Annotated in this window: 11 protein-coding genes and 3 pseudogenes; 13 read left to right on the top strand and 1 reads right to left on the bottom strand. The window is 59.9% G+C overall.

Annotation, left to right across the window (positions count from 1 at the left end; genetic code table 11):
* The 8 genes and pseudogenes from GQ39_RS30695 to GQ39_RS30670 form a co-directional block, all read left to right on the top strand.
* Window positions 1-606: pseudogene (locus GQ39_RS30695) on the top strand (ABC transporter ATP-binding protein); the annotation flags it as partial.
* Window position 607: 1 nt separating this feature from the next.
* Window positions 608-1,138 (top strand): hypothetical protein, encoded by a 531-nt coding sequence (locus tag GQ39_RS33965; RefSeq protein ID WP_442961740.1) that lies wholly within the window; start codon window positions 608-610, stop codon window positions 1,136-1,138.
* Window positions 1,117-1,308, top strand: a complete 192-nt coding sequence (locus GQ39_RS33960; protein ID WP_442961758.1) for a hypothetical protein — start codon at window positions 1,117-1,119, stop codon at window positions 1,306-1,308. Before GQ39_RS33965 ends, GQ39_RS33960 begins: the two co-directional genes overlap by 22 nt.
* The gene (locus GQ39_RS33955; RefSeq protein WP_442961757.1) at window positions 1,218-1,553 is read left to right on the top strand and encodes an ABC transporter permease subunit; all 336 of its coding nucleotides are present in this window, start codon (window positions 1,218-1,220) and stop codon (window positions 1,551-1,553) included. Before GQ39_RS33960 ends, GQ39_RS33955 begins: the two co-directional genes overlap by 91 nt.
* A pseudogene (locus GQ39_RS30685) lies at window positions 1,543-2,350 on the top strand (ABC transporter permease). The gene GQ39_RS33955 and the pseudogene GQ39_RS30685 overlap by 11 nt, the downstream one beginning before the upstream one ends.
* A 173-nt stretch (window positions 2,351-2,523) precedes the next feature.
* Window positions 2,524-3,947: pseudogene (locus tag GQ39_RS30680) on the top strand (gamma-aminobutyraldehyde dehydrogenase).
* Window positions 3,948-4,173: 226 nt separating this feature from the next.
* Window positions 4,174-5,658 carry an APC family permease gene (locus tag GQ39_RS30675; RefSeq protein ID WP_047538304.1) on the top strand — a complete coding sequence of 495 codons (1,485 nt, stop codon included), beginning with the start codon at window positions 4,174-4,176 and terminating at the stop codon, window positions 5,656-5,658.
* A 507-nt stretch (window positions 5,659-6,165) separates the two neighbouring features.
* Entirely contained in the window at window positions 6,166-6,675 is a 510-nt protein-coding gene (locus tag GQ39_RS30670) for a BRO-N domain-containing protein (RefSeq protein WP_047538302.1), read from the top strand.
* Between the two features lie 56 nt (window positions 6,676-6,731).
* Here GQ39_RS30670 and GQ39_RS30665 read toward each other — a convergent pair whose 3' ends face one another.
* Window positions 6,732-6,917 carry a hypothetical protein gene (locus GQ39_RS30665; protein WP_047538299.1) on the bottom strand — a complete coding sequence of 62 codons (186 nt, stop codon included), beginning with the start codon at window positions 6,915-6,917 and terminating at the stop codon, window positions 6,732-6,734.
* Between the two features lie 413 nt (window positions 6,918-7,330).
* On the opposite strand from GQ39_RS30665, the gene GQ39_RS30660 reads away from it, so the two are divergent.
* The 5 genes from GQ39_RS30660 (at window position 7,331) to GQ39_RS30640 (ending at window position 12,505) form a co-directional block, all read left to right on the top strand.
* Window positions 7,331-8,956 carry a glucan biosynthesis protein D gene (locus tag GQ39_RS30660; RefSeq protein ID WP_047538296.1) on the top strand — a complete coding sequence of 542 codons (1,626 nt, stop codon included), beginning with the start codon at window positions 7,331-7,333 and terminating at the stop codon, window positions 8,954-8,956.
* 275 nt (window positions 8,957-9,231) lie between these two features.
* Window positions 9,232-10,146, top strand: a complete 915-nt coding sequence (locus GQ39_RS30655) for a glutamate/aspartate ABC transporter substrate-binding protein (RefSeq protein ID WP_047538293.1) — start codon at window positions 9,232-9,234, stop codon at window positions 10,144-10,146.
* 210 nt (window positions 10,147-10,356) lie between these two features.
* The gene (locus tag GQ39_RS30650) at window positions 10,357-11,103 is read left to right on the top strand and encodes an amino acid ABC transporter permease (protein WP_047538290.1); all 747 of its coding nucleotides are present in this window, start codon (window positions 10,357-10,359) and stop codon (window positions 11,101-11,103) included.
* The gene (locus GQ39_RS30645) at window positions 11,103-11,774 is read left to right on the top strand and encodes an amino acid ABC transporter permease (RefSeq protein ID WP_047538287.1); all 672 of its coding nucleotides are present in this window, start codon (window positions 11,103-11,105) and stop codon (window positions 11,772-11,774) included. Before GQ39_RS30650 ends, GQ39_RS30645 begins: the two co-directional genes overlap by 1 nt.
* Entirely contained in the window at window positions 11,771-12,505 is a 735-nt protein-coding gene (locus GQ39_RS30640; RefSeq protein WP_008032183.1) for an amino acid ABC transporter ATP-binding protein, read from the top strand. The genes GQ39_RS30645 and GQ39_RS30640 overlap by 4 nt, the downstream gene beginning before the upstream one ends.
* Window positions 12,506-12,523: the final 18 nt, after the last annotated feature.

Below are 12,523 nucleotides of genomic sequence, written 5' to 3'. Positions count from 1 at the left end.
CCCTGGCCCGCGCCCTGGTCAACCGTCCGCGCGTGCTGCTGCTCGACGAACCCCTCGGCGCGCTGGACCTCAAGCTGCGCGAGCAAATGCAAGGCGAACTGAAGAAGCTGCAACGCCAGCTCGGCATCACCTTCATCTTCGTCACCCACGACCAGACCGAAGCACTGTCCATGTCCGATCGCGTCGCTGTGTTCAAAAGGGCCGCATCGAACAAGTCGACACCCGCGCAATCTCTACATGAAACCGGCGACCACGTTCGTCGCCGAATTCGTCGGCACCTCCAACGTGATTCGCGGCGATATGGCAAAACAGTTGAGCGGCAATCCCCAGCCGTTTTCGATTCGCCCGGAACACGTGCGTTTCGCCGAAGGGCCGCTGGCCGCACACGAGATCGAAGTCAGCGGTTTGCTGCACGACATCCAGTACCAGGGCAGCGCCACCCGCTATGAACTGAAGCTGGAAAACGGTCAGACCCTGAACATCAGCCAGGCCAACAATCAGTGGCTGGACGTCAGCGCCCAGCACCAGACCGGGCAACGCATCAGCGCACGCTGGGCACGCGAAGCCATGGTCCCGCTGTCCGATACCGTTGCAGGCGGGGTGTGACATGAACACCTTGGCCCTCTCTCAAAACACGTCGGGCGGCTCGCCGTTGCGCAGGTTTTCCAACCTGCTGTATCGCCGCCCCAACCTGTACCTGTCGCTGCTGCTGGTGCCGCCGCTGCTGTGGTTCGGCGCGATCTACCTGGGCTCGTTGCTGACACTGCTGTGGCAGGGTTTCTACACCTTCGATGACTTCACCATGGCGGTCACGCCGGAGCTGACCCTGGCGAACTTCGCCGCGCTGTTCCAGCCATCGAACTTCGACATCATCCTGCGCACCCTGAGCATGGCCATCGTGGTGTCGATCGCCAGCGCCATCGTTGCGTTTCCGATCGCCTACTACATGGCGCGCTACACCACCGGCAAGACCAAGGCGTTTTTCTACATCGCGGTGATGATGCCGATGTGGGCCAGCTACATCGTCAAGCCTATGCCTGGACGTTGCTGCTGGCCAAGGGCGGCGTGGCGCAGTGGTTCGTGCAGCACCTGGGCCTGGAACCGGTGCTGCAGTTCGTGCTGGGCATTCCCGGCGTAGGCGGCAGCACCTTGTCGACCTCGCACCTGGGGCGCTTCATGGTGTTCGTCTATATCTGGTTGCCGTTCATGATCCTGCGATCCAGGCGTCGCTGGAACGCCTGCCGCCGTCGCTGCTGCAAGCGTCCGCCGACCTCGGCGCCAAGCCGCGCCAGACCTTCATGCAAGTGATTCTGCCGCTGTCGATTCCGGGCATCGCCGCCGGCTCCATCTTCACCTTCTCGCTGACCCTCGTGACTTCATCGTGCCGCAACTGGTCGGGCCCGCCGGGTTACTTCGTCGGCAGCATGGTGTACGCGCAACAAGGCGCGATCGGCAACATGCCGATGGCGGCGGCCTTCACCCTGGTGCCGATCGTGCTGATCGCCATTTACCTGTCCATCGTCAAACGTCTGGGGGCCTTCGATGCACTCTGAAAAGGCTTCAATAGGGCTGAAAATCGCGGCCTGGGGCGGGTTGGTGTTCTTGCACTTCCCGATCCTGATCATCTTCCTGTACGCCTTCAACACCGAAGACGCGGCGTTCAGCTTTCCGCCAAGGTTTCACCCTGAAGTGGATAGGCGTGGCGTTCTCACGCCCTGACGTACTGGAGGCCATCAAGCTGTCGCTGCAGATCGCCTCGATTGCCACGCTGATCGCCATGGTCCTCGGCACGCTGGCGTCGGCGGCGCTGTACCGCCGGGATTTCTTCGGCAAGCAAGGCATCTCGCTGATGCTGATCCTGCCGATCGCCCTGCCCGGGATCATCACCGGTATCGCGCTGCTGGCGACCTTCAAGACGCTGGGCATCGAACCGGGGATGTTCACCATCATCGTCGGTCACGCGACCTTCTGTGTGGTGATCGTCTACAACAACGTCATCGCCCGCTTGCGTCGCACCTCGCACAGCTTGATCGAGGCCTCGATGGACCTCGGTGCCGACGGCTGGCAGACCTTCCGCTACATCGTCCTGCCGAACCTCGGCTCGGCGTTGCTGGCCGGCGGCATGCTCGCCTTCGCGCTGTCGTTCGACGAAATCATCGTCACCACCTTCACCGCTGGCCATGAACGCACCCTGCCGCTGTGGCTGCTCAACCAGCTCAGCCGCCCTCGGGACGTACCGGTGACCAACGTCGTCGCGATGCTGGTGATGATAGTGACCATGCTGCCGATCCTCGGTGCCTATTACCTGACCCGTGGCGGTGAAAGCGTTGCGGGCAGTGGCGGCAAATAACCGAATCACAAGAGGAACCCGGCCGCTGTAGGAGCGAGCTTGCTCGCGATGATCTCAAACACACCGCGCGCAACCAGACTGAACGCGTCATCGTTCACGTCCATCGCGAGCAAGCTCGCTCCTACAAGGCCCGGTTCAGACAGAAAACAAACAGTTTCGAAGAGGAGAAGAACATGCAAACCCAACTCTTGATCAACGGCCAGCTCGTCAATGGCGAAGGCCCTGCCCAACCCGTGTTCAACCCGTCGCTGGGCCGCGTACTGGTGGAATCAACGAAGCCAGCGAAGCCCAGGTCGATGCCGCCGTGCGCGCCGCCGATGCCGCGTTTGACAGCTGGTCGCAAACCCCGCCGAAAGAGCGCTCGCTGCTGCTGCTCAAACTGGCTGACGCCATCGAAGCCCACGGCGAAGAGCTGGCCAAACTGGAATCGGACAACTGCGGCAAGCCTTATAGCGCTGCGTTGAACGACGAGATTCCGGCGATTGCCGACGTGTTCCGTTTCTTCGCCGGTGCCAGCCGCTGCATGAGCGGTTCGGCCGGGGGCGAATACCTGCCGGGCCACACCTCGATGATCCGCCGCGACCCGGTGGGCGTAATCGCCTCCATCGCGCCGTGGAACTACCCGCTGATGATGGTCGCCTGGAAAATCGCCCCGGCCCTCGCCGCCGGTAACACCGTGGTGCTCAAGCCATCGGAACAAACGCCGCTGACCGCATTGCGCCTGGCGCAACTGGCGTCGGAAATTTTCCCGGCTGGCGTACTCAACCTGGTATTCGGTCGCGGTCCTACGGTCGGTAGCCCACTGGTCACCCACCCGAAAGTGCGCATGGTGTCGCTGACCGGCTCGATCGCCACCGGCTCGAACATCATTTCCAGCACCGCCGACAGCGTCAAACGCATGCACATGGAACTGGGCGGCAAGGCCCCGGTGATCATTTTCGACGACGCCGATATCGACGCCGCCGTGGAAGGCATTCGCACCTTCGGCTTCTACAACGCCGGGCAAGACTGCACCGCGGCCTGCCGCATTTATGCGCAGGAAGGCATCTACGACAAATTCGTCGAGAAGCTCGGCGCGGCCGTCAGCAGCATCAAGTACGGCTTGCAGGATGATCCGTCGACCGAGCTCGGTCCATTGATCACCCCGCAGCACCGCGACCGCGTGGCCGGGTTCGTCGAGCGCGCCGTGGCGCAGCCGCACATCCGCTTGATCACCGGTGGCAAAGCCGTGGACGGCAACGGTTTCTTCTTCGAACCGACGGTGCTGGCCGATGCCCGACAGGACGACGAAATCGTCCGTCGCGAAGTGTTCGGGCCGGTGGTATCGGTGACCAAATTCACCGATGAAGCGCAGGTATTGGGTTGGGCCAACGATTCGGACTACGGCCTGGCATCGTCGGTGTGGACCGCCGATGTCGGTCGCGCCCATCGCCTGTCGGCGCGCCTGCAGTACGGCTGCACCTGGGTCAACACCCACTTCATGCTGGTCAGCGAAATGCCGCACGGCGGTCAGAAACTGTCCGGCTACGGCAAGGACATGTCCATGTATGGCCTTGAGGATTACACCGTCGTGCGCCATGTGATGTTCAAGCACTAAAAGCATCGCCAGCAGGCTCGCTCCCACCGTTTGGAATGCGTGTTCCTGTGGGAGCCAGCCTGCTGGCGATTGTGTCACTCCGGCTTCAAGGTAGAAACCGGCACTAAGCACCACCAGGCTCCACACCAAAGAAGTCAAAACAATAACCACCGATCCGGGCTGAGCCACCACGGCCCCGCCACGGCTTCGGACATCCGAAATCTGCCGATTTTCCGGAGCAAACACTATGAGTAAATCACCCGAACTCTCTGCCGGCGTTGTCGATAGCGACGCCGAGCAGCTACGTAAACTGGGTTATACGTCCAACTTCAATCGCAGCATGAGCCTGTGGGAAAACTTCGCCCTGGGCTTCACTTATCTTTCCCCGGTCGTCGGGGTTTATACCCTCTTCGGCCTGTGCCTCGCCGCGGGTGGCCCACCGATGTTCTGGGCCTACCTGCTGGTCGGTTGCGGCCAGTTACTGGTGTGCCTGATCTTCGGTGAAGTGGTGTCGCAGTTCCCGATTTCCGGTGGCGTGTACCCCTGGGCCCGTCGTTTGGTGGGCAAGCGCTGGGCGTGGATGGTCGGCTGGATCTACTCCATCGCCCTGTGCGTGACCATCGCTGCCGTTGCCGTGGGTGCCGGTCCCTACCTGGCCGCCATGATGGGCTTTGAACCGAACAACAACACCAACATCGTCATTGCCCTGTTCCTGACGCTGTTCGCCACGCTGGTCAACCTCAGCGGCACCAAAACGCTGGCGCGCATTGCCATGTTCGGCTTCCTCTGCGAACTGATCGGCGCGGTGATCGTCGGTGTCTACCTGTTGGTTTTCGAACGCCATCAGTCGCTCAGCGTGTTGTTCAACACCTTCGACATCAGCATCGATGGCTCGTACCTGCCCGCCTTCCTCACCGCGTCGCTGGCGGGGATGTTCCTGTACTACGGCTTCGAGGCCTGCGGCGACGTCGCCGAAGAAACGCCGAACCCGAGCAAGAAAATCCCGGTGGCCATGCGCATGACCATCTACATCGGTGGCATCGCCGCGATGTTCGCCTGCCTGGCGCTGATCCTCGCCGTGCCAGACATGCAAGCCGTGATCAACGGCACCGACAAGGACCCGGTCACCACCATCCTCAACAACGCCTTCGGCCCCGTGGGTTCGAAAGTGGTGATGGGCGTGGTCATGATTTCCTTCATCTCCTGCGTCATCAGCCTGCAAGCGGCGGCGAGCCGTCTGCTGTATTCCTATGCCCGTGACGAGATGGTGATCGGCAGCCGATTGCTGAAGAAGATTTCTCCTACGACCCAGGTTCCGGTTGCCGCACTGTTCGTGTCCGGTGTCCTGCCGGCCCTGATCATCATCCTCGGCTTCTTCCTGCAGGACGCCGTCGCCACCATCGTCAGCTTCGCCGCCATCGGCATCTACCTGGCGTTCCAGATGATCGTGCTCGCCGCGCTTTATGCACGCCTCAAAGGCTGGAAACCGAGCGGCAAATTCACCCTCGGTGCCTGGGGCTGGCTGGTGAACATCGGCGCACTGACCTACGGCATCGGCGCCATCGTCAACATGGCCTGGCCACGTACCCCGGATGCGGCGTGGTACATCAACTACGCCATGGTCCTGAGCACCGCCATCGTCATTGGCCTGGGCCTGCTGTACATGTGGATCGCCAAGCCGTATGACCACGGTACGGCGCCTGCCGGGGATGCCTGGAAGGTGAGCCGCTAACGGTATTTGCCCGCTGAACGAACACCCTGCCTGCTGTGATGCGGGCAGGGTCAGGCGGCTGAATCGCTTGCGGCTTGACGAGCCGTTCGACGGACATAAAAACCGCCCCTGAAGGCGGTTTTGCTTTTTAAGACATGTCACTTTTGCAGAGGCAAAAGCAGAAAAAAACTACAGATTCGACCTTCGTGAAAAACCCGCGATTCCTACATCACGCGTCGCCAGAGTAGACTTGGCGCCGCGAGCGCCTGACCGATAGGCTTTATCCCGTCGCTGCACAATCAGCGACCCGGAGTCGAAGCCGGAACATATCAACATGGCGCATCCGCGCCCCCATACGAGCTGGGGCATTTTTTTGCCTTTCAGCTTCGCGTTATGGCGGGCCTTGTGGCGCGGGCCTCTCGGCTTCCATGTTGATCGAGAATGTTCCGACTTCGAACGCCGCACGGTCCGCCACCCCAATCTGTCGAAGGATCAGTGGCGGCTCCTTTTTCAACATGGAGTCGAACAATGCACAAGCACGCGTCAAATCCGTCTGACACTTATCCCTGCTTCACCCCTACCGTCTTCACCCGCCACAACCGTTTCCTACATGCCTTCATACAGGACCACCAAGCCTGGTTCTGCGTTCAGGACCTTGGCCGCCTGATGGGTCAACCATTGAACGAACGCCTCATCCAGAAGCTGGATCCCGATCAGCGTCGCAGCGTTTGCTTGCTCAAGGACGGCAAGATCGTCGATGCGTTGATGGTCAGCGAATCAGGCATGTACGCGCTGCTGGTTCACCACTTCATCCCGGAAAACCGCCATCTGAGGCAATGGTTGAGCAACGAAGTCGTGCCCATGTTGCGCAATGCACAGGCATCGTCGTCGGAAAACCTGCCCAGCTTGAGCGCCTTGAATTGGGCCGGAGTTTCGGTGCCTCTGCTGCATTACCAACATCACGCCTGGGTAAAGTGGCGGGACATGCCTGAGTTGATGCAGGTGCAACGACCGTTCCCTATAGCCGGAACCCGCTGAATCGATTCGATTGGCAAAAGGGCGAACTTCATAGTCCGCCCCTTTGAATTTCTTACCTAAAACCTCGAAACACTGCGCATCGCATCCACCAGATACCTCATCGCAATCCGGTCGCTCTCCGACAATTCGCGATAGCGCTCCACCAGTTTCATCTCTTCGGAATTGAGCCGGCGCCTTCGCCGCCCGCTGCCCAGGCACGGAAAGATTCCCAGCAGTTCGGTGATGCCTTGTACTTTCGACATGGACGATGTCCTTCTCTACGTCAAAGAAAACTTCAGAAACCGCATCGCCCTACCCTTTTCAGCAGCCTTCTCGTGCCGACTGAATCGCACCGGTCCGAAGGGCATAAACCGGTCATGCCCACAGAATAGAAATAATCCGGACGCTGAAAAGCGGTTTTTAGAGTAATTAGTCGAAAAAAGCAGAAATGCCCTATAAATCAGACGCCACTGTCGGAAATGTTTCCCGACATGTCTTGTTTCATTGCCGCGCTAGCGTCGTGCCATCAATCAATTTTGCTCCGCCATCGAACGGTTTAAGCTATTCGGCATCTGTTTAAAGTCCCTTGTGTTTGGCCGAAGGCATGTCCGAACCCTTATTTCTGATCCAGCACGTGCCAGGAACGGCGCGGGATTGTTCACGACAGGTTGTATTTATGCACCGCAGGAATTTGCTCAAAGCCTCCATGGCCATCGCTGCCTACACCGGTTTGTCCGCCACCGGCCTGCTTGCCGCCCGCGCCTGGGCCGCCACCGGGGCCGCCGATGGTGAAGCCCAGGCCTTCGATTTCGAGTCGCTGAAAGTGCAGGCCAAGCAACTGGCCAGCAATCGCTATCAGGACACCAAGCAAGTGCTGCCACCGACCCTGGCGACCATGACCCCGCAGAACTTCAACGCGATCCGCTACGACGGCAATCATTCGCTGTGGAATGAATTGAACGGTCAGCTGGATGTGCAGTTTTTCCACGTCGGCATGGGTTTCAAGCAGCCGGTGCGCATGTACAGCGTCGATCCCAAGACCCGCATGGCCCGTGAAGTGCATTTCCGCCCGTCGCTGTTCAACTACGAGAACACCACGGTCGATACCAAGCAATTGACCGGCGACCTGGGTTTCTCCGGCTTCAAGCTGTTCAAGGCACCGGAGCTGGACAAACACGACGTGGTGTCGTTCCTGGGCGCCAGTTACTTCCGCGCGGTGGACGCCACGGGCCAGTACGGCTTGTCGGCCCGCGGCCTGGCGATCGATACCTACGCCAAAAAGCGTGAAGAATTCCCCGACTTCACCAAGTTCTGGTTCGAGACGCCGGACAAGGACAGCACCCGCTTCGTGGTCTATGCCCTGCTCGACTCGCCGAGCGCCACCGGCGCCTACCGCTTTGATATCGATTGCCAGGCCGAGCGCGTGGTGATGGAAGTCGATGCCAACGTCAATGCACGGACCGCCATCGAACAACTGGGCATTGCACCGATGACCAGCATGTTCAGCTGCGGCACCCACGAACGCCGCATGTGCGACACCATTCACCCGCAGATCCACGACTCCGATCGCCTGGCGATGTGGCGCGGCAACGGCGAGTGGATCTGCCGCCCGTTGAACAACCCGGCCACGCTGCAATTCAACGCCTTCGCCGACAAGGACCCGAAGGGTTTCGGCCTGGTGCAGACCGATCACGAGTTCGCCAGTTATCAGGACACCGTCGACTGGTACAGCCGCCGCCCGAGCCTGTGGGTCGAACCGACCACCGCGTGGGGTGAAGGCTCCATCGATCTGCTGGAAATCCCTACGACCGGCGAGACGCTCGACAACATCGTCGCGTTCTGGACCCCGAAAAAACCCGTGGCGCCCGGTGACTCTCTGAACTACGGCTACAAGCTCTACTGGAGCGCCCTGCCGCCGGTGGGCACACCGTTGGCGCGGGTCAACGCAACGCGGTCGGGCATGGGTGGTTTCACCGAGGGCTGGGCACCGGGCGAGCATTACCCGCAAGTCTGGGCCCGACGCTTCGCGGTGGATTTCACCGGTGGCGGCCTGGACCGCTTGCCGGAAGGCGCGGGCATCGAGCCGGTGGTGACCTGCTCGAATGGCCAGGTCAAGGACTTCAACGTGCTGGTGCTCGATGACATCAAGGGCTACCGCATCACGTTCGACTGGTACCCGACCAACGACAGCGTGGAGCCGGTAGAACTGCGCCTGTTCATTCGCACCCATGACCGCACGTTGAGTGAAACCTGGTTGTACCAGTACTTCCCGCCAGCGCCGGACAAGCGCAAATACACCTGATAGCGGGTTGCGCCCTCTCACCATTCGGTTTTCCGAACGCGACCTGCCGGTCAGTTCGGTTAACCGGACTATTCAGCACTGCAAAACGCGTCAAATAAATTTAATCTCCTTATAAATCAATGATTTGATTGATTCGTCCTGGTCTGGCATGAGTCATGCTCTACACTTCTTCGACGAATGCCTGCGGTGCCAACACTTCAGGAACTCAGGCATCCGCAGCACAAAAAGGGCCGATCAACTGGCTCCATAAAAAAAACAATGTCGAGGAAAATTTGATGCGCATCGTTCCCCACATCCTGGGCGCAGCCATTGCTGCCGCTCTGATCAGCACGCCAGTTTTCGCCGCCGAACTCACCGGCACCCTGAAGAAGATCAAAGAGTCCGGTGTCATCACCCTCGGGCATCGCGACGCTTCCATTCCGTTTTCCTACATTGCGGACGCTTCCGGCAAACCGGTTGGCTACTCCCACGATATTCAACTGAAAGTCGTCGAAGCCATCAAAAAAGACCTGGACCTGCCTAACCTGCAAGTCAAATACAACCTGGTCACTTCGCAAACCCGTATCCCGCTGGTACAGAACGGCACCGTGGACCTGGAGTGCGGTTCCACCACCAACAACGTCGAGCGTCAGCAGCAAGTTGACTTCTCCGTTGGCATCTTCGAAATCGGTACTCGCCTGCTGTCCAAGAAAGGCTCGGCGTACAAGGACTTCGATGACCTCAAAGGCAAGAACGTCGTGACCACCGCCGGTACCACGTCCGAGCGCATCCTCAAGTCGATGAACGCCGACAAGCAAATGGGCATGAACGTCATCTCCGCCAAAGACCACGGCGAATCCTTCCAGATGCTGGAGTCGGGCCGTGCCGTCGCGTTCATGATGGACGACGCGCTGCTGGCCGGTGAGGCCGCCAAGGCCAAGAAGGCGGACGACTGGGCCGTGACCGGCACTCCACAGTCCTACGAAATCTATGGCTGCATGGTGCGCAAGGGCGACGAGCCGTTCAAGAAGGCCGTGGATGACGCTATCAAGGCCACCTACGCTTCGGGCGAGATCAACAAGATCTACGAAAAATGGTTCATGCAGCCAATCCCGCCTAAAGGCCTGAACCTGAACTTCCCGATGAGCGACGAGCTCAAGGCCCTGATCGCCCATCCGACCGACAAAGCGGCTGACGACAAGAAATCCTGATTTCTGACTAACCTTATCTCCTGAGAGGGCCTCGGCCCTTTCGGGAGGTTGTCATTCCCTGCTGGCATTTCTGGAAACACTCGAACCGGTGGCTGTCGAGCCGATCGTGTGTGCCTGATCGAACTGACCTGTGTGTCACCCGATCGGGCGGGAACGGAGCTTTCCCCAGGCGGGTACTTGTACATCGATCGAATCCGAGGGGAGACCCTAATGAATTACAACTGGGACTGGGGCGTGTTCTTCAAGTCCACCGGCGTGGGCAGCGAGACCTATCTCGACTGGTACATCGCCGGTCTGGGCTGGACCATCGCCATCGCCATCGTGGCCTGGATCATCGCCCTGACACTGGGCTCGATCCTGGGTGTCATGCGTACCGTGCCGAATCGCATCGTATCGGGCATCGCCACCTGCTACGTCGAACTCTTCCGTAACGTGCCGCTGCTGGTTCAGCTGTTCATCTGGTACTTCCTGGTGCCCGACCTGCTGCCGCAGAACCTGCAAGACTGGTACAAGCAGGACCTGAACCCGACGACCTCGGCCTTCCTCAGCGTCGTTGTCTGCCTGGGCCTGTTCACCACCGCTCGCGTCTGCGAACAAGTGCGTACCGGCATCCAGGCCCTGCCCAAAGGCCAGGAATCCGCGGCTCGCGCCATGGGTTTCAAGCTGCCACAGATCTACTGGAACGTGCTGCTGCCGCAGGCTTACCGGATCATCATTCCGCCGCTCACCTCGGAATTCCTGAACGTCTTCAAGAACACCTCCGTGGCCTCGTTGATCGGCCTGATGGAGCTGCTGGCGCAGACCAAACAGACCGCCGAGTTCTCCGCCAACCTGTTCGAAGCCTTCACCCTGGCAACGCTCATTTACTTCACCCTGAACATGAGCCTGATGTTGCTGATGCGTCTGGTCGAGAAGAAAGTCGCCGTACCGGGCCTGATCTCCGTGGGGGGTAAATAATGGAACTCGACTTCTCGGGCATCATCCCGTCCCTGCCGGGCTTGTGGAACGGCATGCTCATGACCCTGCAACTGATGGCGCTGGGCGTCGTCGGCGGGATCATCCTCGGCACCATCCTGGCGCTGTGCCGTCTGTCCCACAGCAAATTGCTGTCGAACCTGGCCGGTGCCTACGTCAACTACTTCCGTTCGATTCCGCTGCTGCTGGTGATCACCTGGTTCTACCTGGCGGTGCCGTTCGTGCTGCGCTGGATCACCGGCGAAGACACCCCGATCGGCGCGTTCGCCTCGTGCATCGTGGCCTTCATGATGTTCGAAGCGGCGTACTTCTGCGAAATCGTCCGGGCCGGCGTGCAGTCGATTCCCAAGGGCCAGATGGGCGCTGCCCAGGCGTTGGGCATGACCTATGGCCAGATGATGCGCCTGATCATCCTGCCGCAGGCGTTCCGCAAGATGACCCCGCTGTTACTGCAGCAGAGCATCATCCTGTTCCAGGACACGTCGCTGGTGTACGCGGTGGGCCTGGTGGACTTCCTCAATGCCTCGCGCGCCAGTGGCGACATCATTGGCCGTTCCAATGAGTTCCTGATCTTCGCAGGTCTCGTGTACTTCATCATCAGCTTTGCCGCCTCGCAGCTGGTCAAGCGTCTGCAAAAAAGGTTTGCCGTATGATCTCTATCAAGAATGTCAACAAGTGGTATGGCGACTTCCAGGTACTGACTGACTGCAGCACCGAGGTCAAAAAAGGCGAAGTGATCGTGGTGTGCGGGCCGTCCGGCTCGGGCAAATCGACCCTGATCAAATGTGTCAACGCCCTGGAACCGTTCCAGAAAGGTGACATCGTGGTCGATGGCACGTCCATCGCCGACCCGAAGACCAACCTGCCGAAACTGCGTTCCCGCGTGGGCATGGTGTTCCAGCACTTCGAGCTGTTCCCGCACCTGACCATCACCGAAAACCTGACCATTGCGCAGATCAAGGTATTGGGTCGCAGCAAGGAAGAAGCCACCAAGAAAGGCCTGCAACTGCTTGAGCGCGTCGGTCTCTCGGCCCACGCCCACAAGCATCCGGGCCAGTTGTCCGGTGGTCAGCAGCAGCGCGTGGCGATTGCCCGGGCACTGGCGATGGACCCGATCGTCATGCTGTTCGACGAGCCGACCTCGGCGCTGGACCCGGAAATGGTCAACGAAGTGCTCGACGTGATGGTGCAACTGGCCCACGAAGGCATGACCATGATGTGCGTGACCCACGAAATGGGCTTCGCCCGCAAGGTCGCTGACCGGGTGATCTTCATGGACGCCGGCAAGATCATCGAAGACTGCAAGAAAGAAGAGTTCTTCGGCGACATCAGCCACCGTGCCGAGCGTACGCAGCACTTCCTGAACAAGATTCTGCAGCACTAAAGCCCACGCTCGCTCCTC

The sequence above is a fragment of the Pseudomonas sp. 11/12A genome (assembly GCF_000800055.1).
In the GTDB taxonomy this organism is placed as follows: domain Bacteria; phylum Pseudomonadota; class Gammaproteobacteria; order Pseudomonadales; family Pseudomonadaceae; genus Aquipseudomonas; species Aquipseudomonas mohnii.
Note: the sequence above shows the minus strand (reverse complement) of the source record. Positions and strands in the feature narration are given on the sequence as shown.

Excerpts from the sequence above, each read along its gene's own strand:
- GQ39_RS33965 (WP_442961740.1), top strand. The coding sequence starts at position 608 with ATGAACACCTTGGCCCTCTCTCAAAACACGTCGGGCGGCTCGCCGTTG.
- GQ39_RS30675 (WP_047538304.1), top strand. The coding sequence starts at position 4,174 with ATGAGTAAATCACCCGAACTCTCTGCCGGCGTTGTCGATAGCGACGCC.
- GQ39_RS30670 (WP_047538302.1), top strand. The coding sequence starts at position 6,166 with ATGCACAAGCACGCGTCAAATCCGTCTGACACTTATCCCTGCTTCACC.
- GQ39_RS30665 (WP_047538299.1), bottom strand. The coding sequence starts at position 6,917 with ATGTCGAAAGTACAAGGCATCACCGAACTGCTGGGAATCTTTCCGTGC.
- GQ39_RS30660 (WP_047538296.1), top strand. The coding sequence starts at position 7,331 with ATGCACCGCAGGAATTTGCTCAAAGCCTCCATGGCCATCGCTGCCTAC.
- GQ39_RS30655 (WP_047538293.1), top strand. The coding sequence starts at position 9,232 with ATGCGCATCGTTCCCCACATCCTGGGCGCAGCCATTGCTGCCGCTCTG.
- GQ39_RS30650 (WP_047538290.1), top strand. The coding sequence starts at position 10,357 with ATGAATTACAACTGGGACTGGGGCGTGTTCTTCAAGTCCACCGGCGTG.
- GQ39_RS30645 (WP_047538287.1), top strand. The coding sequence starts at position 11,103 with ATGGAACTCGACTTCTCGGGCATCATCCCGTCCCTGCCGGGCTTGTGG.
- GQ39_RS30640 (WP_008032183.1), top strand. The coding sequence starts at position 11,771 with ATGATCTCTATCAAGAATGTCAACAAGTGGTATGGCGACTTCCAGGTA.